This window comes from Nocardia sp. NPDC049935 (assembly GCF_055586645.1).
The window spans coordinates 14,425-35,404 of record NZ_JBVJHV010000007.1 but is presented as its reverse complement, the minus strand read 5'-3'; the positions used below and the strand labels follow the sequence as shown (position 1 = coordinate 35,404).

Annotated in this window: 20 protein-coding genes and 2 tRNA genes; 13 read left to right on the top strand and 9 right to left on the bottom strand. The window is 67.8% G+C overall.

Annotated elements, in window-relative coordinates; all coding sequences use genetic code 11:
* Window positions 1-27: 27 nt before the first annotated feature.
* Together ACZ6SF_RS25030 and ACZ6SF_RS25025 are read right to left on the bottom strand one after the other, a co-directional pair.
* The gene (locus ACZ6SF_RS25030; protein WP_466064999.1) at window positions 28-405 is read right to left on the bottom strand and encodes a helix-turn-helix domain-containing protein; all 378 of its coding nucleotides are present in this window, start codon (window positions 403-405) and stop codon (window positions 28-30) included.
* A gap of 230 nt (window positions 406-635) precedes the next feature.
* Window positions 636-959, bottom strand: a complete 324-nt coding sequence (locus ACZ6SF_RS25025; protein WP_466064997.1) for a hypothetical protein — start codon at window positions 957-959, stop codon at window positions 636-638.
* Between the two features lie 361 nt (window positions 960-1,320).
* Here ACZ6SF_RS25025 and ACZ6SF_RS25020 point away from each other — a divergent pair, with 361 nt between their 5' ends.
* The 4 genes from ACZ6SF_RS25020 to ACZ6SF_RS25005 all read left to right on the top strand — a co-directional run bounded on the left by ACZ6SF_RS25020 (window position 1,321) and on the right by ACZ6SF_RS25005 (window position 5,326).
* Window positions 1,321-1,524, top strand: a complete 204-nt coding sequence (locus tag ACZ6SF_RS25020) for a cold-shock protein (protein ID WP_063059615.1) — start codon at window positions 1,321-1,323, stop codon at window positions 1,522-1,524.
* Window positions 1,525-2,298: 774 nt separating this feature from the next.
* On the top strand, window positions 2,299-3,897 hold the full coding sequence (serA, locus tag ACZ6SF_RS25015) for a phosphoglycerate dehydrogenase (RefSeq protein ID WP_466064995.1): 1,599 nt from the start codon (window positions 2,299-2,301) through the stop codon (window positions 3,895-3,897).
* A gap of 173 nt (window positions 3,898-4,070) precedes the next feature.
* Complete coding sequence (locus ACZ6SF_RS25010) at window positions 4,071-5,078, top strand: 3-isopropylmalate dehydrogenase (protein ID WP_466064993.1); 1,008 nt, start codon at window positions 4,071-4,073, stop codon at window positions 5,076-5,078.
* Window positions 5,079-5,122: 44 nt separating this feature from the next.
* Window positions 5,123-5,326 carry a hypothetical protein gene (locus ACZ6SF_RS25005; protein ID WP_466064991.1) on the top strand — a complete coding sequence of 68 codons (204 nt, stop codon included), beginning with the start codon at window positions 5,123-5,125 and terminating at the stop codon, window positions 5,324-5,326.
* Between the two features lie 96 nt (window positions 5,327-5,422).
* On the opposite strand, the gene ACZ6SF_RS25000 is transcribed toward ACZ6SF_RS25005, so the two are convergent.
* Entirely contained in the window at window positions 5,423-6,631 is a 1,209-nt protein-coding gene (locus ACZ6SF_RS25000) for an MFS transporter (protein WP_466064990.1), read from the bottom strand.
* A gap of 183 nt (window positions 6,632-6,814) precedes the next feature.
* Here ACZ6SF_RS25000 and ACZ6SF_RS24995 point away from each other — a divergent pair, with 183 nt between their 5' ends.
* From ACZ6SF_RS24995 to ACZ6SF_RS24980, 4 genes are all read left to right on the top strand, one after another.
* The gene (locus tag ACZ6SF_RS24995; RefSeq protein ID WP_466064988.1) at window positions 6,815-7,576 is read left to right on the top strand and encodes a fumarylacetoacetate hydrolase family protein; all 762 of its coding nucleotides are present in this window, start codon (window positions 6,815-6,817) and stop codon (window positions 7,574-7,576) included.
* 13 nt (window positions 7,577-7,589) lie between these two features.
* A complete protein-coding gene (gene gltX, locus ACZ6SF_RS24990) occupies window positions 7,590-9,077 on the top strand; it encodes a glutamate--tRNA ligase (RefSeq protein ID WP_466064986.1) in 1,488 nt (495 codons plus the stop codon).
* Window positions 9,078-9,288: 211 nt separating this feature from the next.
* Window positions 9,289-9,360 (top strand) — tRNA-Gln (locus ACZ6SF_RS24985).
* Window positions 9,361-9,509: 149 nt separating this feature from the next.
* Window positions 9,510-9,582 (top strand) — tRNA-Glu (locus ACZ6SF_RS24980).
* Between the two features lie 106 nt (window positions 9,583-9,688).
* Here the strand turns inward: ACZ6SF_RS24980 and ACZ6SF_RS24975 are convergent.
* Together ACZ6SF_RS24975 and ACZ6SF_RS24970 are read right to left on the bottom strand one after the other, a co-directional pair.
* Window positions 9,689-10,216: a pyridoxamine 5'-phosphate oxidase family protein gene (locus tag ACZ6SF_RS24975; protein ID WP_466064985.1), complete on the bottom strand. Its 528-nt coding sequence runs from the start codon at window positions 10,214-10,216 to the stop codon at window positions 9,689-9,691.
* A gap of 59 nt (window positions 10,217-10,275) precedes the next feature.
* Window positions 10,276-10,977: an IclR family transcriptional regulator gene (locus ACZ6SF_RS24970; RefSeq protein WP_466064984.1), complete on the bottom strand. Its 702-nt coding sequence runs from the start codon at window positions 10,975-10,977 to the stop codon at window positions 10,276-10,278.
* A 144-nt stretch (window positions 10,978-11,121) separates the two neighbouring features.
* Here ACZ6SF_RS24970 and leuC point away from each other — a divergent pair, with 144 nt between their 5' ends.
* The 3 genes from leuC to ACZ6SF_RS24955 all read left to right on the top strand — a co-directional run bounded on the left by leuC (window position 11,122) and on the right by ACZ6SF_RS24955 (window position 13,993).
* Window positions 11,122-12,537, top strand: a complete 1,416-nt coding sequence (gene leuC, locus ACZ6SF_RS24965) for a 3-isopropylmalate dehydratase large subunit (protein WP_466064982.1) — start codon at window positions 11,122-11,124, stop codon at window positions 12,535-12,537.
* Window positions 12,538-12,589: 52 nt separating this feature from the next.
* The gene (leuD, locus tag ACZ6SF_RS24960) at window positions 12,590-13,198 is read left to right on the top strand and encodes a 3-isopropylmalate dehydratase small subunit (protein WP_466064981.1); all 609 of its coding nucleotides are present in this window, start codon (window positions 12,590-12,592) and stop codon (window positions 13,196-13,198) included.
* Between the two features lie 156 nt (window positions 13,199-13,354).
* Window positions 13,355-13,993: an HU family DNA-binding protein gene (locus ACZ6SF_RS24955; protein ID WP_357423399.1), complete on the top strand. Its 639-nt coding sequence runs from the start codon at window positions 13,355-13,357 to the stop codon at window positions 13,991-13,993.
* 199 nt (window positions 13,994-14,192) lie between these two features.
* Here ACZ6SF_RS24955 and ACZ6SF_RS24950 read toward each other — a convergent pair whose 3' ends face one another.
* The 3 genes from ACZ6SF_RS24950 to cofC all read right to left on the bottom strand — a co-directional run bounded on the left by ACZ6SF_RS24950 (window position 14,193) and on the right by cofC (window position 18,101).
* A complete protein-coding gene (locus ACZ6SF_RS24950) occupies window positions 14,193-15,161 on the bottom strand; it encodes an NUDIX hydrolase (RefSeq protein ID WP_466064980.1) in 969 nt (322 codons plus the stop codon).
* Window positions 15,158-17,350 carry an RNA degradosome polyphosphate kinase gene (locus tag ACZ6SF_RS24945; RefSeq protein ID WP_466064978.1) on the bottom strand — a complete coding sequence of 731 codons (2,193 nt, stop codon included), beginning with the start codon at window positions 17,348-17,350 and terminating at the stop codon, window positions 15,158-15,160. Before ACZ6SF_RS24945 ends, ACZ6SF_RS24950 begins: the two co-directional genes overlap by 4 nt.
* A 70-nt stretch (window positions 17,351-17,420) precedes the next feature.
* Window positions 17,421-18,101 carry a 2-phospho-L-lactate guanylyltransferase gene (gene cofC, locus ACZ6SF_RS24940; protein ID WP_466064976.1) on the bottom strand — a complete coding sequence of 227 codons (681 nt, stop codon included), beginning with the start codon at window positions 18,099-18,101 and terminating at the stop codon, window positions 17,421-17,423.
* A gap of 30 nt (window positions 18,102-18,131) precedes the next feature.
* Between cofC and ACZ6SF_RS24935 the strand changes: the two genes are divergently transcribed.
* Together ACZ6SF_RS24935 and ACZ6SF_RS24930 are read left to right on the top strand one after the other, a co-directional pair.
* Window positions 18,132-19,127: an NAD(P)H-dependent glycerol-3-phosphate dehydrogenase gene (locus tag ACZ6SF_RS24935; RefSeq protein WP_466064974.1), complete on the top strand. Its 996-nt coding sequence runs from the start codon at window positions 18,132-18,134 to the stop codon at window positions 19,125-19,127.
* Window positions 19,128-19,184: 57 nt separating this feature from the next.
* Entirely contained in the window at window positions 19,185-20,294 is a 1,110-nt protein-coding gene (locus ACZ6SF_RS24930) for a D-alanine--D-alanine ligase family protein (RefSeq protein WP_466064972.1), read from the top strand.
* A gap of 9 nt (window positions 20,295-20,303) precedes the next feature.
* On the opposite strand, the gene ACZ6SF_RS24925 is transcribed toward ACZ6SF_RS24930, so the two are convergent.
* Entirely contained in the window at window positions 20,304-20,942 is a 639-nt protein-coding gene (locus ACZ6SF_RS24925; protein ID WP_466064970.1) for a DUF3515 domain-containing protein, read from the bottom strand.
* Window positions 20,943-20,980 lie beyond the last annotated feature (38 nt).

Sequence of the window (20,980 nt, the reverse complement as noted above, 5' to 3'; positions counted from 1 at the left end):
CGGGCCGGAAGGACGGGCCGACCGGGTTCAGGCCGCGCGCAGCATCGGCGAGCGGACTCCGGTGGGTAGCGGCGCGGGGGCCATCGCGGACCGCCTGCGGAAATGGAGTTCGTCGGCGACCTGCCGGGCGAGTTCGCCCAGCGAGGTACCGAGCGCCCCGGCCAGGGCGGCGATCATCTCGCTGGACGGCTCCTTGCGCCCGCGTTCGACCTCCGACAGATACTGCGGCGAGATACCGGCCCGCTCGGCGGTCTCGGCGAGGGTTTCGCGTTGCTCGCCTCGCAGGGCACGCAGCCGCTCGCCCAGCATTTCCCGCCACAGTGGTTCGGGCGGCATCGCGGGTTGCCGGTGCGGACCGTCGGTCTTGCCGCCCGGAATCGCCTGGAGTCTGCGGGGCTCGGTCATGGACAGAGCCTAGATTCCGTGCCACCCCCGGGATACGAATTACGCTACAGGCGTACAACCGTCCCGGCCCGTGAAAGCTGAATCCGCTCGACCTGCAAACGCTCGTCACAGTTTCCGGGCGTCGGCGATGGGTCGGCTGTCGGTCGGGTCGAGTCGGGGTCGGTGCGCGCAGCCGGTGGACGCCGGGCCCGCGCCCCTCGGGAAATCCGGACGGACGCGGGCCCCGGCCGTCAGCTGCTGCCGAAGAGGCCGCGCAGCATATGGCGGTACCACCGGGCCGGGTCGTCCCAGCCGTGGTCGCGGTGGCGATCGTGGTTCCAGTGGTCGTCCCGGTCCCAGTGCCGGTCGCGATCATGATCACGGTCGCGGTGCCGGTCCCTGTCGTTGTCCCGGTGCCGGTCCCGGTCGGTCTGGGTGTAACCGGGGGCCGGGGCCTCGGGGCCGGCCGCCGCCGGGGCGGCGAGCGCTGCCAGCGGCAGCAGGGTGATCGCACCCGCCACGGCCGTGCGGGCGGTGGCCCGGCGGATGGCGGGTACTGATGTCGTGCGGAACACGTCGAATCCTCTCGTACAACTCCCGGCGCGGCCTGAAATCCGCGCCGTTCGGCGATAGGAATTCACCCTCGCGCATTCGAGTGTGAAATGTCACCGTCCCGGAAAAATCTCGTCCGGAATCATCCCCCGGTACTACGGGATAACCCCGGGATCCCCCGCACGGGTGGGCAACCGGCGGCCCGCACGGCGGCGCGCGCACCCGTCCGGGGTCATATCCGGTGGTAGGCGGGGGCGTCGTGACTCACATTCACGACTTCCCGATGTGGAGGAACTTTGCGGAACGTGGCATCGTTGTCATAGAGATCAGGCAGATCGAACCGAGATCCGCCTGGCTCGCAACAGAAAGTATGAAGTAAGTATCATGGCTCAAGGCAGCGTGAAGTGGTTCAACAGCGAGAAGGGCTTCGGCTTCATCGCGCAAGACGGGGGCGGACCTGACGTCTTCGTGCATTACTCGGCAGTCGCCGGCAGCGGTTTCCGCACCCTCGAAGAGGGTCAGCGGGTGGAGTTCGAGATCGGGCAGGGCCAGAAGGGTCCTCAGGCTCAGGACGTCCGCGCCATCTGAGTGGTGTGACGAAGTAGCGGGGCCCCGTACCGGAAGGTACGGGGCCCCGCCTCGTTTCCGGGGTGTGCCCGCGAAACCCGGGGAGTTCATCTACCCGCGCGGATCCGGCCGCGCTCTCTTCCATCGATCGAATCCGCCGTGTGCCGTCGAGCGCCGCGGCGGGAATGGGTACGAGATTTCCGAAGCGGAAGGCCGAGTCGATTTCGGATGATCGACTACCGGCCGGGCCGGGGTTTTGCGGTCTTGATTTACGGTGTACGCGCAGGTAGTGGCCGTGAAATCGGTCGAATTCGGCATATCTCGAACTTATTACATGTGATCAGTGGCACTGATTCCATGATTTTGCTAATGCCTTTTCGGTGACGGTCGATGTACCGCGTGGCAGTCGATTTCGGCTGGCACCGTATTGGAAAGGACGAATCATGATCCCCGTAATCATCGATACCGGTTCCGCCGCTGTCAGCGGTCTGTTCGAGACCCTGCGGACCCTGCTCTTCGGCTGAGCCGACCCCCGGACGCCCCGGTCTCCCACTGCGTTGGAGGCCGGGGCGTCCGACGTCCGGTGGGCGGTCGCGGCCGGGCGCATCCGTTCCGCGTGACGTGGCATACATCGCGGGGGGTGCGTGATTCCGGCCACCCGACGGGCCGTTCCGCGCAGGTGGCGGGACGTGTGACGGCAGCCGACCACGAGGGGGAGGGTCAACGCCGGGATCGGGCCGAACTAAGCTTGGCCGCGTCAACCGGCTGTCCCCCGTCACCCAGGAGTAACCCACTGTGAGCCAAGCAGGCCGTCCTGTAGTTCTGATCGCCGACAAGCTCGCCCAGTCGACCGTCGATGCGCTCGGTGACGGTGTCGAGGTCCGCTGGGTCGACGGACCGGATCGGCCCGCCCTGCTGGCCGCGGTGCCGGAGGCCGACGCGATCCTGGTGCGCTCGGCGACCACCGTCGACGCCGAGGTCCTCGAGGCCGGGAAGAACCTGAAGATCGTGGCCCGGGCCGGTGTCGGCCTGGACAACGTCGATGTTCCGGCGGCCACCGAGCGCGGCGTCATGGTCGTGAACGCGCCCACCTCCAATATCCACACCGCCGCCGAGCACGCCGTCAGCCTCATGCTCAGCGCGGCCCGCCAGATTCCCGCCGCCGACGCGACCCTGCGCGAGCACACCTGGAAGCGCAGCAGCTTCAACGGCGTGGAGATCTTCGGCAAAACCGTCGGCGTGATCGGTCTCGGCCGGATCGGGCAGCTGTTCGCGGCGCGCCTGGCGGCCTTCGAGACCCACGTCGTCGCCTACGACCCCTACGTCTCCCCGGCGCGCGCCGCCCAGCTCGGCATCGAACTGCTGAGCCTGGACGAGGTGCTCGAGCGCGCCGACCTGATCTCCATCCACCTGCCGAAGACCCCGGAGACCAAGGGCATCCTCGGCAAGGACGCGCTCGCCAAGACCAAACCGGGCGTCATCATCGTCAACGCCGCCCGTGGTGGTCTGGTGGACGAGGCCGCGCTGGCCGACGCCATCCGGTCCGGGCATGTACGCGCCGCCGGTATCGACGTCTACGAGACCGAGCCGTGCACCGACAGCCCGCTGTTCGAACTGCCGCAGGTCGTGGTGACCCCGCATCTGGGCGCCTCCACCAGCGAAGCGCAGGACCGGGCCGGTACCGATGTCGCCAAATCGGTGCTGCTGGCGCTGGCCGGCGAGTTCGTCCCCGGCGCCGTGAACGTCACCGGCGGCGTGGTCGGCGAGGAAGTGGCGCCCTGGCTGGATCTGGTCCGCAAACAGGGTGCGCTGCTCGGCGCCCTCGCCGACGAACTGCCGGTGAGCCTGGAGGTCCAGGTGCGCGGCGAACTGGCCGCCTCCCAGGTCGAGGTGCTGCAGCTGGCCGCGCTGCGCGGGGTGTTCTCCGCCCACGTCGACGACCAGGTCACCTTCGTCAACGCGCCGGCCCTGGCGCAGGATCGCGGGATCACCGCCGAGGTCACCACGGTCACCGAGAGCCCGAGTCACCGCAGCCTGGTGGATCTGCGCGCGGTGTTCGGCGACGGCCGGACCCTCAATGTGGCCGGTGCGCTCACCGAACCGCAGCAGGTGGAGAAGATCGTCAACATCAACGGCCGCAACTACGATATGCGCGCCGAGGGCATCAACCTGGCCGTTCTCAACTACGAGGACCGGCCGGGCGCGCTGGGCAAGGTCGGCACCGCGCTGGGCGCCGCCGAGATCGACATCCTGGCCGCGCAGCTCACCCAGGACGCCAACAAGGAAGGCGCCACCGTGGTGCTGCGGGTCAACAAGGAGGTGCCCGCCGCGGTGCGCTCCGAGATCGCCGAGACGGTGGGTGCCGCCAAGGTCGCGCTGGTCGACCTGTTCTGATGTAGCCGAGCGCGGTGCCCGCCCAGGGCCGGGGCACCGTGGAGGCGGATACGGGTGAGCCCGGGCGGACGGCCCGGGCCCACCCGATATCGCGCCGTCCGCGCGCGATACGGCCGGCCCGAGGCCGCGTCCGCCCGGTTCGCGGCCCGTCGTACGTAGAAAGCGTGGTTGTCATGAAGCTCGCCGTGATCCCCGGTGACGGTATCGGCCCCGAGGTCATCGCCGAGGCCCTCAAGGTGCTCGATGTGGTGCTACCGGGCGTCGAGCGGACCGAGTACGACCTCGGCGCCAAGCGCTACCACGCCACGGGCGAGGTGCTTCCGGACTCGGTGCTGCCCGAGCTGAAGCAGCACGACGCCATCCTGCTCGGTGCGATCGGTGACCCGTCGGTACCCAGCGGTCTGCTCGAACGCGGACTGCTGCTGCGCACCCGGTTCGCCCTGGACCACCATGTGAACCTGCGGCCGTCCAAGCTGTACCCGGGCGTCGGCAGCCCGCTGGCCGGTACACCGGATATCGACTTCGTCGTGGTGCGCGAGGGCACCGAGGGCCCGTACACCGGCACCGGCGGGGCGATCCGGGTGGATACGCCGCACGAGGTCGCCACCGAGGTCAGCACCAACACCCGGTTCGGCGTGGAGCGCGTGGTCCGCTACGCCTTCGCCAAGGCGCGGACCCGCCGCAAGCACCTCACCCTGGTGCACAAGACCAATGTGCTGGCCTTCGCCGGTTCGCTGTGGCAGCGCACCGTGGACGCGGTCGGCGCCGAGTTCCCCGATGTCGAGGTCGCCTACCAGCACATCGACGCCGCCACCATCCATATGGTCAACGATCCCGGCCGCTTCGACGTGATCGTCACCGATAACCTGTTCGGCGATATCATCACCGACCTCGCCGCCGCCGTCAGCGGCGGTATCGGGCTCGCGGCCTCCGGCAATATCGACGCCACCGGTACCAACCCCAGCATGTTCGAGCCGGTACACGGCAGCGCCCCGGATATCGCCGGGCAGTCGAAGGCCGACCCGACCGCCGCCATCCTGTCGGTGTCGCTGCTGCTCGAGCACAAGGGCGAAACCGAGGCCGCCACCCGCATCCAGGAAGCGGTCGCCAAGGATCTGTCCGCCCGCACCGGCTCCGCCTCGACCACCGAGGTCGGCGACCGGATCGCCGCCGCGGTCTGAGCCTGCGGAAACCCGGGTCCGAACGCACCGACCGGGTGCGGAAGGTGCGCGAATACGCCGCGCTGGGCATCCCGCAGTACTGGATCGTCGAGCACCGGCCGAGGATCCAGGTGCACCGGGGGATTCTGACCGACTCGGCATATGAGTGGGAGCGGCCGGTCGCAGGTGGCGGTGCGTTCATCGCCGAGATCGAGGCCGATTCGACGATCTCGGTGGCGTTCGACCCGGCTGTGCTCACCGACATCTGAAGTCGGCTCCGCGCGAACACTCACGCCGCCGCCTGCCCGATGGCGCGGACCGGATGCCGGGTGCGGCGGCCGCTCCCGGCATCCCGCTCATGCGCTTCATTCCAGAGGCTTCTCCGAATCCACCGGAACCAACGGGATCGCCGCTGCCGCCAGGGCCGCCGCGGCGAGGTAGGCGGCAGGGAAGCCGGTCGCCGTGATCAGCGCGCCGAACACCGGGGGTACCGCGGCGACCGCCAGGTTCTGGCCGGTGTTCTGGATGCCCAGACCGCGTCCGCTCCAGAAGGGCCCGGCCCGTTCGGCGATGGCGGTGAAGGCCAGGCCGTTGTCGGAGACCGTGACCACCGAGGCGATCACCAGCAGCGGGACCGCCGCCCACCACCATTCGGTCCAGGCTGTCAGCGCCAGCAGGAACATGGTGGTGACCGCGGCGACCGCGACCTGGCGCAGTGGGCCCATCCGGCTGCCCACGCGGTCGGACCAGGCGCCCGCGCCGATCCGGCCCAGCGCGCCCAGGATCTGGGTGCCGGTGACCAGCGCGCCCGATGCCGCCAGTGACCAGCCCAGGTCGCGGTGCAGCCAGAGCAGCGCGAAGGTCCAGACGGTGCCCTGCGGAACCACCAGCAGGATGGATACGCCGTGGATCCGCCACAGGGTCCCGCTGCCCTTATAGGGGTTGGCGCCGACCGCCTCGGCGCGCGGCGGCCGGGGCGGATCGATGATGCCGATCAGGCAGCCGACGGCGGCGACGCCGGCCAGGACAGCGGGTACGGCCAGCGCCGGCGCTACGCCGAATCCGTCGGCCACCAGGGGAATGGTCATCGCGCCGATACCGACACCGAGCGGCTGGCCGGTCTGGCGGATACCCATGGCCAGACCGCGGCGATCGGGCGGGAACCAGCCGACGATCACGCGACCGCTGGCGCCGTTGGTACTGGCCGCACCCATCCCGCCCAGGAACAGCAGTACTCCGAGCAGGGGATAGCTGGAGGTGAAGGCGGCCGCGCCGCCGGCGACGAACATGATCGCCGGCCCCGCGACCAGCGCCAGCCGTTCACCGAGCCGGTCGACCAGATAACCCCAGGCGATCAGGGTGCAGCACAGTCCGACGGTGGGCATGGCCACCAGCAGTCCGGCGGTGGAGAGCGGCATACCGCCGGCGGTGAGCGCGGGCAACAGGAACGGGACGCCGTGCACGAAGATCGCGCTCGAGGTCTGCGCGAATACGCCGAGGGCCAGCATGAGCCAGCGATGAATCGGGGACACCGTGGGTTTTCCGGGCGCGGTCGCCGGTGAGCTGTACGCCATCGTTCCTCATCTCGCGCTGGTATCTCAATATATGAGAATCTAGTCTCATTCTATGAACTAACGGTCTCACCGTACACCTCCGCAACCACGGCGCTCCATACGGTGTAGCGGTTCTCACCACCCGGCCACGCCCACCCGTCGGGCGCATTCGGGCTGGTGGAACCGGCTGGATAGACTCCGACCATGCGTCTAGGTCGAGTTGCCAGCCCCGACGGGGTCGCGTTCGTCGCCATCGAGGGCGAGGCCGCCAAGGAAATAGCCGAACATCCGTTCGGTACGCCGACGTTCACCGGCCGCAGCTGGCCGGTGGCCGATATCCGCCTGCTCGCGCCGATTCTGGCGAGCAAGGTGATCTGCGTGGGCAAGAACTACGCCGCCCATGCCGCGGAAATGGGCGGCGAGGCGCCGGAGGATCCGGTGATCTTCATGAAACCGAGTACCTCCATCGTCGGCCCGAACGTCCCTATCGTCATGCCGCCCAGTTCCACCCGGGTCGACTACGAGGGTGAACTGGCGGTCGTGATCGGCCGGCCGTGCAAGGATGTGCCCGCCGCGCGTGCCAAGGACGTCATCCTCGGCTACACGGTCGCCAACGATGTCACCGCCCGCGACCAGCAGGCCCAGGACGGCCAGTGGACCCGGGCCAAGGGCTACGACACCTTCTGCCCCCTGGGCCCCTGGATCGAAACCGATTTCGACCCGGCCGACCGTGAGATCACCACCGAACTGGACGGCGAGATCCGGCAGCGCAGCACCACATCACTACTGCTGCACGATATTCCGGAAATCATCGAATGGGTCACCCGCGTGATGACGCTGCTGCCCGGTGACGTGATCCTCACCGGAACGCCCGAAGGTGTCGGGCCGATGAAAGACGGACAGTCGGTATCGGTAACCGTCGCCGGAATCGGAACCCTCACCAATCCTGTTGCCGCAAAACGCTGAACGAAAGAGAGACATGACAAACGTACGGGTCCGTTTCTGCCCGTCCCCGACCGGAACACCGCATGTCGGACTCATCCGCACGGCGCTGTTCAACTGGGCTCATGCCCGGCATCACGGCGGCACCTTCGTCTTCCGAATCGAAGACACCGACGCCGCACGGGATTCCGAAGAATCCTATGCGGCGCTACTGGACGCATTGCGCTGGCTCGGTCTCGATTGGGACGAAGGTCCGGAAATCGGCGGGCCCTACGCACCGTATCGGCAGTCGCAGCGGCGTGAAATCCACAGCGACGTCGTACGAAAACTCCTCGACGCCGGAGAGGCCTACGAATCCTTTTCCACGCCAGCCGAAGTCGAAGAGCGTCATCGGGCCGCCGGACGCGATCCGAAACTCGGTTACGACAATTTCGATCGTGATCTGACGCCCGAGCGGATCGCCGAATACAAGGCCGAAGGCCGCGGTCCCGTCGTGCGTCTCCGGATGCCCGATACCGATATCACCTGGTATGACCTGGTGCGTGGCGAAACCACGTTCAAGGCCGGTACGGTCCCGGACTACGCGCTCACCCGCGGCACCGGTGACCCGCTGTACACGCTGGTGAACCCGGTCGACGACGCCACCATGCGGATCACCCACGTGCTGCGCGGCGAGGATCTGCTGTCCTCCACGCCGCGGCAGATCGCGCTGTATCAGGCCTTGCAGCGGATCGGCGTCACGGATTTCACTCCCGAATTCGGTCACCTGCCGTTCGTGATGGGTCAGGGAAACAAGAAGCTCTCCAAGCGCGACCCCGAGGCGGACCTGTTCCTGCACCGGGAGCGCGGATTCATCCCCGAGGGTTTGCTGAACTACCTCGCGCTGCTCGGCTGGAGTATCGCCGACGACCACGATGTGTTCTCCATGACGGAGATGGTCGAGGCGTTCGATGTATCGAAAGTGAATTCGAATCCGGCCCGATTCGACCAGAAGAAGGCCGATGCGATCAATGCCGAGCATATCCGGATGCTGGATCCGGCCGATTTCGCTGGACGGTTGCGCGAATTCTTCGTACATCGCGGATATATAGGTGCCGAAGGCGGCGAAAAAGTCGACGACAAAGTATTCGCGGCCGCCGCGGATCTCGTGCAGACACGTATTGTCGTACTCGACGACGCATGGGGACTTCTGCGATTCCTGTTCGCACCGGCCGATGAGTTCGCCATAGACCCCGCGGCCGGGAAGAAGAATTTGGGTCCGGATGCCGTCCCCGTTCTGGACGCCGCCGTTTCCGCGCTCGAATCGCTGACCGCGTGGTCCACCGCCGAGATCGAGGACGCGCTCAAAACGGCCCTCATCGACCGGATGGAATTGAAGCCGAGAAAAGCGTTCGCACCGGTGCGGGTCGCGGTCACCGGATCGCATATCAGCCCGCCGCTCTACGAATCCCTGGAACTGCTCGGCCGCGAGGAGACCATGCGGCGGCTGCGTGCCGGCCGCGACTGGGTCGCGCCGGCCGGATGACGACCCGCCGGGCGGCCGCACCGGCCGCCCGGCCCGGGCCGCCGGTGCGGCGCCGACCGGCCGCCGATGGTCGCGACAGCGCCGATCCGCACCGCGCTTCGCCCATCTGACCTGGCGATTTGTAGTTTCCCCCGAGCAGTTTGGTACTCTCTTTCTCGGCCGGAACGACGGTGCCACCGCAGCCAGCGGTGAAGCCGAAAGCCCTGGTCATTGGGGTATGGTGTAATTGGCAACACAGCTGATTCTGGTTCAGCCATTCTAGGTTCGAGTCCTGGTACCCCAGCGGAAATCGCTCTCAGCTTCATCGTCCAGATGCGGTGTGTATCGATTACCAGGCGATTTGGTCGCCGCCGCCCGGTCGGTTACGCTGATCGAGCTTCGGATCGAGAGATCCACCCGATCCACTCCAGCCAGGAGTTGATCACAAGTCCTGGCCCCGTCGTCTAGCGGCCTAGGACGCCGCCCTCTCAAGGCGGTAGCGCGGGTTCAAATCCCGTCGGGGCTACTCACCGCGAGGCCCATGCTCACCGAGCATGGGCCTTTGCTGTTTCTTCGCGTGGTGGCGGGGGTTCGACCCCGCCACATGTCGGCCGAGGAGCGGGGGCTCCGGGTCAGTCCTCGAGTGCGTTCGCGGTGGAACCGCCCAGCGGCATACTGGGCAGGCCCAGTTTGCGGTGATCCCAGCTGCGGATGCGATCGGGAACCACGCGGACCGCGACGCGTTTGTTCAACATGCCCTCGACGTATTCGCGCATATCCTCGGTGTAGGGGCCGGTGTAGCGCTCCCAGACGCTGACGCCCACGGCGAACAGTTTCTCGGGGTCCTCGATCACCTCGGCGCGGCCCTCGATGGCGACTCCGCGCAGGGTGTCGTAGGTTTCGCCGGCCTCGACCATGCAGGTGATGGTGGGGTCGCGGCGCAGGTTCACGGCCTTCTGGGATTTGCCCTTCGTCTCGAACCACAGTTCGGGGACGGCGTCGGGGTCGTCCGGATCGGCGATGAGCGCGTACCACATGGCTGTCAGGTGCGGTTTGCCGTTCGCGTCGAGCGACGCGAGCGTGGCCACGCGGCTGCGGTTGAGGAAATCGGCGATCTCGGCGTCGGTCATCACGATCTGCGACCGTTGGTTCACTCCCATCAGGTCACCATAAGTGACGGCGCCCGCCCGCCGCCCGCAGCCGTGGACACCGGGCTCGTTCAGAGCCGGCGGTGCAGGGCGTCGGCCGCCGCGACCAGGTCGGCGGCCCAGCGGGCGCCGGGCCGGCGGCCCATACGGTCGATGGGACCCGAGACCGAGATCGCGGCGACCACGGCGCCCTGCTGATCGCGGACCGGGGCGGACACACTGGCGACTCCCGCCGCGCGTTCGCCCGCACTCTGCGCCCAGCCGCGTTTGCGCACCTCGGCGAGGGTGCGCTCGGTGAACGCCGCATCGGCGAGGATCGCGCGCTGCAGATCGGAATCCCCCCACGCCACCAATACCTTGGCGGCCGAACCGGCGGTCAGCGGTAGCCGGGAACCGATGGGAACGGTATCGCGTAACCCGGCGGGCGGTTCCAGGGCGGCGACGCAGACGCGTTCCTTACCCTCGCGGCAGTACAGCTGCACACTCTCTCCGGTGATCTCGCGCAGCCGCGGCAGAATGGTGGTGGCGGCCTCGAGCAGGGGATCGGCGGCGCCGGCCGCGAGTTCGGCGAGTGCGGGACCCGGGCGCCAGGCGCCGGTTCCGTCCCGGGCCAGTAGCCGGTGCGTTTCCAATCCCACGGCCAGCCGGTGCGCGGTGGCGCGCGGCAGACCGGTGCGCTCGCAGAGCTCGTTGAGACCGCAGGGCCGTTCGGCGACCGCGTACAACACTGCCACCGCTTTGTCCAGGACGCCGATACCGCTATGCTGTCTCATACAACGATATTAGCGTTCCGCATTCTGAGATGCTATTCCGAACAGCCCAGGTGACGTCCTGGAGTGCGGGCGCCCGATTCCAGCTATTGCGTATCCGTGTGGGGCTCCCCCGGAGCGGATGCCGGCCCGAAAGGTGATCGCACAATGCCACGTACGCTGGCCGAGAAAGTATGGGAACAGCATGTCGTCGCCCGCGGCGAAGGTGAGGGCGAGGCGCGCGAACCCGATCTGATCTACATCGATCTGCATCTGGTGCACGAGGTCACCAGCCCGCAGGCGTTCGACGGCCTGCGCGCGGCCGGGCGGCCCGTGCGCCGTCCCGATCTCACCATCGCCACCGAGGATCACAACGTCCCGACGGTCGATATCGACAAACCGATCGCGGACCCGGTGTCGCGGACCCAGGTGGAGACGCTGCGGCACAATTGCGCGGAATTCGGAATCCGGCTGCATCCGATGGGCGATCTCGAACAGGGCATCGTGCACGTGGTCGGGCCGCAGCTGGGGCTGACCCAGCCGGGCACCACCGTGGTGTGTGGTGACAGCCATACCTCCACCCACGGCGCGTTCGGCGCGCTGGCCATGGGAATCGGCACCAGCGAGGTCGAACATGTGCTGGCCACCCAGACCCTGTCGCTGCGGCCGTTCAAGACGATGGCGATCACCGTGGACGGTGTGCTGCCGCCCGGGGTGACGAGCAAGGATCTGATTCTGGCCGTGATCGCCGAAATCGGCACCGGCGGCGGCCAGGGATATGTCCTCGAGTATCGCGGTGAGGCCATTCGGAATATGTCGATGGAAGCGCGGATGACGGTCTGCAATATGTCCATCGAGGCGGGCGCCCGGGCCGGAATGATCGCACCGGACGAAACCACCTACGAGTTCCTGAAAGGCCGCCCGCACGCGCCGCAGGGCGCCGACTGGGATGCCGCGGTGGCGGCGTGGGACGCGCTGAAGACCGACGAGGGTGCCGTTTTCGACCGGGAAGTGCATATCGATGCGAGCGCGCTGACGCCGTTCGTCACCTGGGGGACCAACCCGGGCCAGGGGCTGCCGCTCGGTGACAATATCCCGGATCCGGCGCAGATCGCCGACGAAACCGCCCGTGACGCCGCGGAGAAGGCCCTGCGGTACATGGATCTGACCCCGGGGATGCCGCTGCGCGACGTCGTGGTGGACACGGTGTTCGTCGGATCCTGCACCAACGGCCGGATCGAGGATCTGCGGGCCGTGGCCGGGGTCCTGAAGGGCCGCAAGGTCGCCGACGGGGTGCGGATGCTGGTGGTGCCGGGGTCCATGCGGGTGCGCGCGCAGGCCGAGGAAGAGGGGCTCGGCGAGATCTTCACCGCCGCCGGGGCCGAATGGCGGCAGGCCGGCTGCTCGATGTGCCTGGGGATGAACCCGGATCAGCTCGAGCCGGGGCAGCGGTGCGCCTCCACCTCCAATCGCAATTTCGAGGGCCGGCAGGGCAAAGGTGGCCGTACCCACCTGGTATCGCCGCTCGTGGCCGCCGCGACCGCCGTCCGGGGTACGCTCTCGGCCCCCGCCGATCTGAACTGAGCCCCCCGGCCGCATTCCGAAACGTACTTATAGCCGATATAGGAGAAATACGATGGAAGCCTTCAGTGTGCACAAGGGGATCGGCGTCCCGTTGCGCCGGTCCAATGTCGACACCGACCAGATCATCCCGGCCGTCTATCTGAAGCGCGTCACTCGAACGGGATTCGAAGACGGCCTGTTCGCCGCCTGGCGCGGGGACGACGACTTCATTCTGAACACCGAGCCCTACAAGCACGGTTCGGTGCTGGTGGCCGGACCGGATTTCGGTACCGGATCATCGCGTGAGCACGCTGTCTGGGCGCTCATGGACTATGGCTTTCGGGTAGTTATCTCTTCACGTTTCGCCGACATCTTCCGCGGTAATGCGGGCAAGGGCGGTCTGGTGGCCGCGCGAATGTCACAGAATGATGTCGAATTGCTCTGGAAGTTGCTCGAGGAACAACCCGGACTGGAATTGGTTGTGGACCTCGCGGCACGCACGGTGACGGCAGGAACCATCGTGTTGCCGTTCGATATTGACGACTACACCAGGTGGCGCCTCCTGGAGGGTTTGGACGACATCGGCCTGACCCTGCGACGTAGTGATGTGATCGACGAGTTCGAAAAGGCAAGGCCAGGTTGGAAACCAAAGACCCTGCCCGAACCTATTTCGCAGGCGTAATGTTCTCGGCCTCTTAGAGGCCGCTCAGATGTCGTGGTAGCTGGGCGTGTGCTAGACCACATGAATTTTGGCGTGGCACATAGACTCTTGCCCAATGTGGGTTTACCGTGGTACCTAGTCGGTCCGACGACGGGCCATTAGTCTGCGGAGGATTCAATGAACAAGGCGGAACTGATCGACGTTCTGACCGAAAAGTTGGGTACTGACAGGCGCACGGCCACCGCGGCAGTCGAGCATGTGGTCGATACGATCGTGCGCGCGGTACACAAAGGGCAGAGCGTCACCATCACCGGATTCGGTGTGTTCGAACAGCGTAAGAGGGCTGCCCGGGTGGCGCGGAATCCGCGTACCGGGGAAACCGTCAAGGTGAAGCCCACTTCGGTGCCGGCGTTCCGGCCCGGCGCTCAGTTCAAGGCGGTAATCGCGGGTAAACAGAAGCTCGCGGCAACCGGCCCCGCGGTGAAACGCGGTGTCAATGCTCCTGTGGCGGCCAAGAAATCCACGGCGAAGAAGACAACGGCAAAGAAAACCACTGCCAAGAAGACCGCCACCAAGGCCCCCGCCAAATCGACGGCCCGTAAGACGGCCACGAAGGCACCGGCCAAGAGCACCGCCGCGAAGAAGGCGGCGACCAAGAAGGCCACGGCCAAGAAGACCACGGCCAAGAAGGTCACCGCCAAGGCCACGGCGAAGAAAACCGCCGCCAAGGCCACGGCCAAGAAGACCACGGCGGCCAAGAAGGCCACTACCGCGAAGCGGACCCCGGCCAAGAAGACCGCGAAAAGGGCTCGCTGACCCGCGAGCCGGAGCCATCGAAGGCTTTCCGACCAGCGCACGGTGCTGGTCGCCGAGTGGGTCGGGCCTCATCTGGGCCCGGCGGCACACGACAACCGACAACCGAAACGCCGGACGGACAAGCCCCCGGGAGATCCCCGGGGGCGTGACCGTGTCTTCAGTACCGCACACCTCGCCGCCCCGGGACCGGGGCGCCCCGCTACGGAGTCACCGCGGGCGCTGTATCGACCGCCAGCGATCGGTCGAGATGATCGGCGGCCACCAGGCGTCCACCCGCGAACGAGAGCACCCAGACCGAACCCTTCCGGGTTCGCGCGGGTGACAGGCGCATCCCGTCGCGCTCGGCCCACCAGCGGACCAGATCCGGAATGGCTTCGCCCTGGCTGCAGAATACGGGCACATCCCGCGCCGAGAGCGCCAGCGAACGGATCCGCTCCCGCGCCTTCCCGGTTTCGGCGGCGTAGCCGATATCGCCCAGCAGCGGTTCCACCGCCACCTCCACCCCGATCTCCTCGGCCAGGGGCGTCACCGTCTGCACACAGCGCAGCGGGTCGGCGGAGTAGACCTCCCCGACACCGAAGGCCTGCAGATTCGGGACCAGCGCCAGCGCCTGCTGATAGCCGGCCAGTTCGAGTGGGCGTTGCTCGTCCGGTCCTTTGAAACGGTCCCGGCGGCCCGCTTTCGCGTGCCGGACCAGCAGAACGGTCCGGGTATCGTGCGGTAGCCGGGTGAAAGCCCGCACTATCTGGCGGTCCATCGGATACGACAGCGCCGCCATCACCGTATCCAGCGGACACCAGGTGAGTGCGTCGACTTCGTGATTGGCGACGAATTCCCCGCCGAGGACCTCCGCGGCCCAGTAGTCGACCCGTTTCATCTTGCGGTGGCCGGTGATCGGATAGGTCACCTTGCCCAGATAGCGGCCCAGTCGCGGCCGCAACCCGGTTTCCTCCTCGGTTTCGCGGGCGGCGGCCAGCACCGGAGTCTCACCGGGATCGAGTTTTCCCTTCGGCAGCGACCAATCCTGGTATTTGGGCCGCCGGATCACCGCGATATCGATACCGCCGGCGGAAACCGGCGAACGGCGCCACAGCACGGTGCCGGCCGCGTAGATATTGGGCGCGGTGCGGGGATCGGGGTAGGACGGGGGTGTATGAACCTTGTTCACTGCTGATCCGGGCGGCGTAGGCGCATCAGCGCGACCTGGTGGTCGCGGACCTCGATACCGTTGCCGTCGGGCCCGGTACCCGCCTGATCGGGGCTGGATCTCCAATTGCCGTCGGGGTCCAGGATCCAGCAGCGGGTCATCGGATGCAGTGCGGATTCGAAGATCCCGTCCAGCTGCTCGCACAGCTTCGGATCTTTCACCTGGGCCATCACCTCGACGCGGCGATCCAGGTTGCGGTGCATCATATCGGCGCTGCCGATCCAGAACTCGCCCTGCGCCCGGAAGTTCAGGACGCGGGAATGCTCCAGAACGCGGCCGAGGATGGAGCGCACCTCGATGTTCTCGCTCATCCCCTGCACACCCGCACGCAGCCCGCAGATACTGCGCACCACGATCCGGACCGGTACGCCGGCCTGCGACGCGCGGTAGAGGGCGTCGATCACCTGCTCGTCGACGAGCGCGTTGGCCTTCAACCGGATCCCGGCCTCCGCGCCCGAGCGCGCCAGCTCGATCTCCCTGTCGATCCGGGAGATGATCCCGGCCCGGATACCGTGCGGGGCGACGAGGATATTGCGGTAGTCGGCCTTGCGGGAATAGCCGGTGAGCGAATTGAACAGATCGGTGAGATCCGCGCCGATCTCCGGGGCGGCGGTGAGCAGGCCGACGTCCTCGTAGAGCCGAGCGGTTTTCGGGTTGTAGTTGCCGGTGCCGATATGGCAGTACCGGCGGATGGTCGACCCCTCGCGGCGCACCACCAGGCAGGTTTTGCAATGCGTTTTGAGCCCGACGAGACCGTAGACCACATGGACGCCCGCCTGTTCCAGCGTGCGGGCCCATTTGATGTTGGCCTGCTCGTCGAACCGGGCCTTGATCTCGACCAGGGCCACCACCTGTTTACCGGCCTCGGCCGCATCGATGAGCGCGTTCACGATCGGTGAATCACCCGAGGTCCGGTACAGGGTCTGCTTGATGGCCAGCACCTGGGGATCGGCCGCGGCTTGTTCGATGAACCGCTGCACGCTGGTGGAGAACGAATCATAGGGGTGATGCACCAGGACATCGCCCTCGCGCAGCGCCTGGAAGACATTGCGCGGTGTCTCGCGCTCGCCGAATGCGGGCGGTGTGGCCGGAACGTAGGGAGCGTCCTTGAGGTTCGGGCGGTCGACGCCGTAGACCTGCCACAGGCACGACAGATCCAGCAGACCGGGGACCTGGATGACATCGGCCGGATCGACCTCGAGCTCACGCAGCAGCAGATCGAGCATGTGCTCGGTCATATCGTCGGAGACCTCGAGCCGGACCGGTGAGCCGAAGCGGCGGCGCGCCAGTTCGCGTTCCAGGGCCTGCAGCAGATCCTCGTCGCGATCCTCGTCGACCTCGAAATCGGCATTGCGGGTGATCCGGAACGAATGGTGCTCCACCACGGTCATCCCGGGGAACAGCTGATCCAGATGCGCGGCGATCAGGGCTTCCATGGGCAGGAACGCCGCGATCGAGCCGCCGGTGCCGGAGTTCGGGCGGCGTACCCGGACGAAACGGTCCACATTGTCGGGGACCTTCACCCGGGCGAAATGCTCGCCACCGGTGGTCTCGTCCTGGACGGTGACGGCGAGATTCAGGCTCAGGCCGCTGATATAGGGAAACGGATGCGCGGGATCCACGGCCAGGGGTGTGAGCACGGGGAACACCTGGTCCTGGAAATGCGCGGACAGTCGTTGCCGTTCGGCGTCGTGCAAGTCGGCCCAGTCGATGATCTCGATGCCCTCGTCGGTGAGGGCGGGCAGCACCTCACCGAGGAAGACCTCGGCGTGCCGGACGGCGAGATCCTGGGTGCGGGCCGCGATCATCGCGAGTTGCTCGTTGGGCGAGAGACCGTCGGCCGAGCGCACCGAAAGGCCGGTTTCGGCGCGGCGTTTGAGACCGGCCACGCGGACCATATAGAACTCGTCGAGATTCGAGGCGAAGATGGCGAGGAATTTCGCGCGTTCCAGCAACGGCAGCGAACTGTCCTCGGCGAGGGCGAGAACCCGGGCGTTGAAATCGAGCCAGCTCAATTCCCGGTTGAGGTAGCGATCGGCCGGCAAACGCGGTGCGTCGCCGCCGAGGGGGATCTGGGTGGCGGCCGGAGGCGGGGTGGGTAGCACCTGTTGCTGCTTGAAGATTTCCGTATCGCTCACGCCTACGATCATTCCCTACGAACCGGTGGGTGTGCATATACGCGAGGTGACTGTTATCTCGAGTTCACGCGGTGGCGACTGCCTAGCACACCTGGGTGACCGCTTCCCGAACGTGATGTGGCCAGCCCGGTTCGCCCAGCAGAGCGGCGGTATCCCGGCCGGGCCCGAGGGCCAGGACGGCCGCCAGATCCTCGGGAGTGTCGATATCGCGGCGCAGACCCGGCCACTGGCCGCGGAGTTCCTGCGCGCCGTCGGCGCGGTGCCGGTGAGCGGAATCACGGCCGAACCGCGGTCGCAGCGCGATCCCGGCCGGTGCCAGCAGTGCCGCGGTCCCGGTGCCTGCGTGATCGGCGACCAGTGCCCGGGTCCGCGCGGGAGCCGCGGCCAGGACGGCCGCCAGCTCGGCCGGGCGCAGGGCGGGAAGGTCGGCCTGTAGCGCCAGCAATCCGATCGCGCCGTGGCGGGCCCGCAGCGCCGCCGCCGCGTCGGCCAGCGCCGTGTTGAGGCCGTCGTCGCCCCCGGCGGCGGGTTCGGGGTGGATCTGCGCGCCGAGCGCGCGGGCCGTTTCGGCGACCGCGGCATCGGGGGTGACCACGGTGATCGAGGCGATCGCCGGTACCGCGCCCGCCGCCCGCACGGTATCGGCCAGCATGGCCAGCACCAGCCGCGACCGCTGCTCGCGGGCCAGCACCCCGGCCAGCCTGCTCTTGGCGCTCTCCAGGGTTTTCACCGCGATGACGGCGTGCACGGTGTGCGGGCACATGGCCCCATCCTGTCATGGCATATTGGGCTGATGACGAGGGCGGCGGTACTGGGCGCGGGATCGTGGGGCACGGCGTTCGCGAAGGTGTTGGCGGACGCGGGAACCGATGTCACCATCTGGGCCCGCCGGCCCGAGGTCGCCGAGGCACTCGCGACCGACCACCGCAACCCCTACTACCTGCCGGGTGTGCAGCTGCCGCCGGTCTCGGCCACCGACGATCACGCCCGCGCCCTGGACGGCGCCGAGATCGTGGTGCTCGCCGTCCCCTCGCAATCGCTGCGCGCGAACCTGAAACTGTGGTCGCCGGCCATCGGCTCCGACGCGACCCTGCTGAGTCTGGCCAAAGGGATCGAAAGCGGCACCCTGCTGCGGATGAGCCAGGTGATCGCCGAGGTCAGCGGTGCGGATCCGAGCCGGATCGCGGTGCTGTCGGGCCCCAACCTGGCCAAGGAGATCGCGGCCGGGCAACCCGCGGCCACCGTCGTGGGCTGCCCCGACGCCGCGCGGGCCGTGGCGGTGCAGCAGGCCTGCGTCACCGGCTACTTCCGGCCCTACACCAATACCGATGTGATCGGCTGCGAAATCGGCGGGGCCTGCAAGAACGTCATCGCCCTGGCCTGCGGGATCGCCTCGGGCATGGGGTACGGCGACAACTCGCTCGCCGGTCTGATGACCCGGGGGCTGGCCGAGATCATCCGGCTCGGCGTCGCGCTCGGCGCGGAACCGGTGACCCTGGCCGGGCTGGCCGGTATCGGCGATCTGATCGCCACCTGCACCTCGCCGCTGTCGCGCAACCGGTCCTTCGGGCAGGTGCTGGGCAGCGGGGGGTCCATGCAGGCGGCGCAGGAGGCCACGCACGGGCAGGTCGCCGAGGGCGTCAAATCCTGCTCCTCGGTGCGGGCGCTGGCCGCCGCGCACGGGGTGGAGATGCCGCTCACCGAAGCGGTGCACGGGGTGTGCCACGAGGGGTTGGCGGTGCAGTCCGCGGTGGAGATGCTGCTGGGGCGCCGGATCAAATCCGAATAGCGCTTCCCCGGCGGTGCGCGAGGGTTGCCGGAGGTCGCGGCAGGGTACCGTTCGGACATGGATCGGATCAGGGTTGCCGTGGTTTTCGGCGGGCGCAGTAACGAACACCGGGTGTCGTGCGTATCGGCCGGAGCGGTGCTGCGCAATCTCGATCCGCAGCGGTACGAGGCGGTGCCGATCGGCATCACGCCCGAAGGCACCTGGGTACTGGCCGGCGGCGATACCGCGGCGCTGGACCGCCACGACCGGACCCTGCCGTCGGTTACCGGCGGCGGACCCGAACTGGTGCTCGCCGCCGATCCCAGCCGCCCCGGAACACTGGTACCGCTCGATGATCCGCGATCGGCCCTCGACACCGTGGACCTGGTCTTTCCGGTGCTGCACGGTGCGTTCGGCGAGGACGGCACGGTCCAGGGCATGCTCGAACTGGCCGGAATCCCGTACGTCGGTCCCGGGGTGCTGGCGAGCGCGGCCGGGATGGACAAGGAATTCACCAAGAAACTGCTCGCCGCCGACGGTCTGCCGGTAGGCGTGCAGGTGGTGCTGCGGCCCGGTACCGCGACCCTGGCGCCGGCCGACCGGCAGCGGCTGGGGCTGCCGGTATTCGTCAAACCGGCGCGCGGCGGATCCTCCATCGGGATCACCAAGGTCACCGACTGGGCCGATCTGGACGCCGCGGTGGCCACCGCCCGCGAACACGATCCGAAGGTGATCGTGGAGGCGGCGATCATCGGCCGCGAGGTCGAATGCGGAGTGCTGGAGTTCCCGGACGGCCGGGTGGAGGCCAGCGTCCTCGCCGAGATCAAGATGCCCGAGGAACCGGCCGGCGCCACGGCGGAGCAGGGGCCCGCCTTCTACGATTTCGACACCAAGTACCTCGACGATGTCTGCGAATTCGACGTACCCGCCAAATTGGACGACGATGTCGCCGACGAGGTGCGGGCCATGGCGGTACGTGCCTTCCGCGCCCTGGACTGCCAGGGCCTGGCCCGGGTGGACTTCTTCGTCACCGCGGACGGCCCGGTGATCAACGAGATCAACACGATGCCCGGTTTCACGCCGATCTCCATGTACCCGCGGATGTGGGAGCACACGGGAATCGCCTACAGCGAACTGCTCACCACGCTGATCGATACGGCGCTGGCGCGGGGCGTCGGGCTGCGCTGACCTCCTCGGTCAGTTCGGGAGTTCGCCCGGATCGATCGGGCGGGCCGGCAGATGCGCGGTGATGGTGTCCGATACCGCCTGTAGCGGCGTCGGACCGGATCCGTCGGGAACGGTGAGCGCGATATAGGTTTCGCGATCCACGGCGAACCAGGTGGCGGTGGCCGCGGCGTCGTCACGGATCTCGAACCACTGCACCCCGTTGACGATCTGCAGCGCGGAAGCCCGGTTGAACTCCAGCGGCCGGTCGAGTCCGCAACGCAGCACGATGGGCTCGCCGCCCTCGGGGCGCTGCCAGGCCACGGTCGCCGGAGGCGCCGGATCGACCAGGGTCGCGCGGGTGAAATCGCCCATATCGGCGGGTAGTGCCGGGACCAGCGCCGTACAGGCGGGACCGTCGGCCGCGGGCGCGGGGACCGGGCCCAGCGCCACGGGGTCGGGCTCGGACGGACTGCGCAGGACCAGCACCGCGGCGACGACCACACCCACGACCAGGGCCACCGGCAGTGCGACCGCGGTGGCGATCAGTGCGGGCGGGTACGGGGTACGGCCGGCGGGCTCGGTCGAGTTCTCCGGCTCGGACGGCTCGGTCCGCCCCGATGAGTCGGCGTCCGGGGAATCGGCGTCCCGGTCCGGCGATGTCCCCGGCATCCTCGGCGGTCCTTTCGTCGAACGGCCGGCGCGGCATC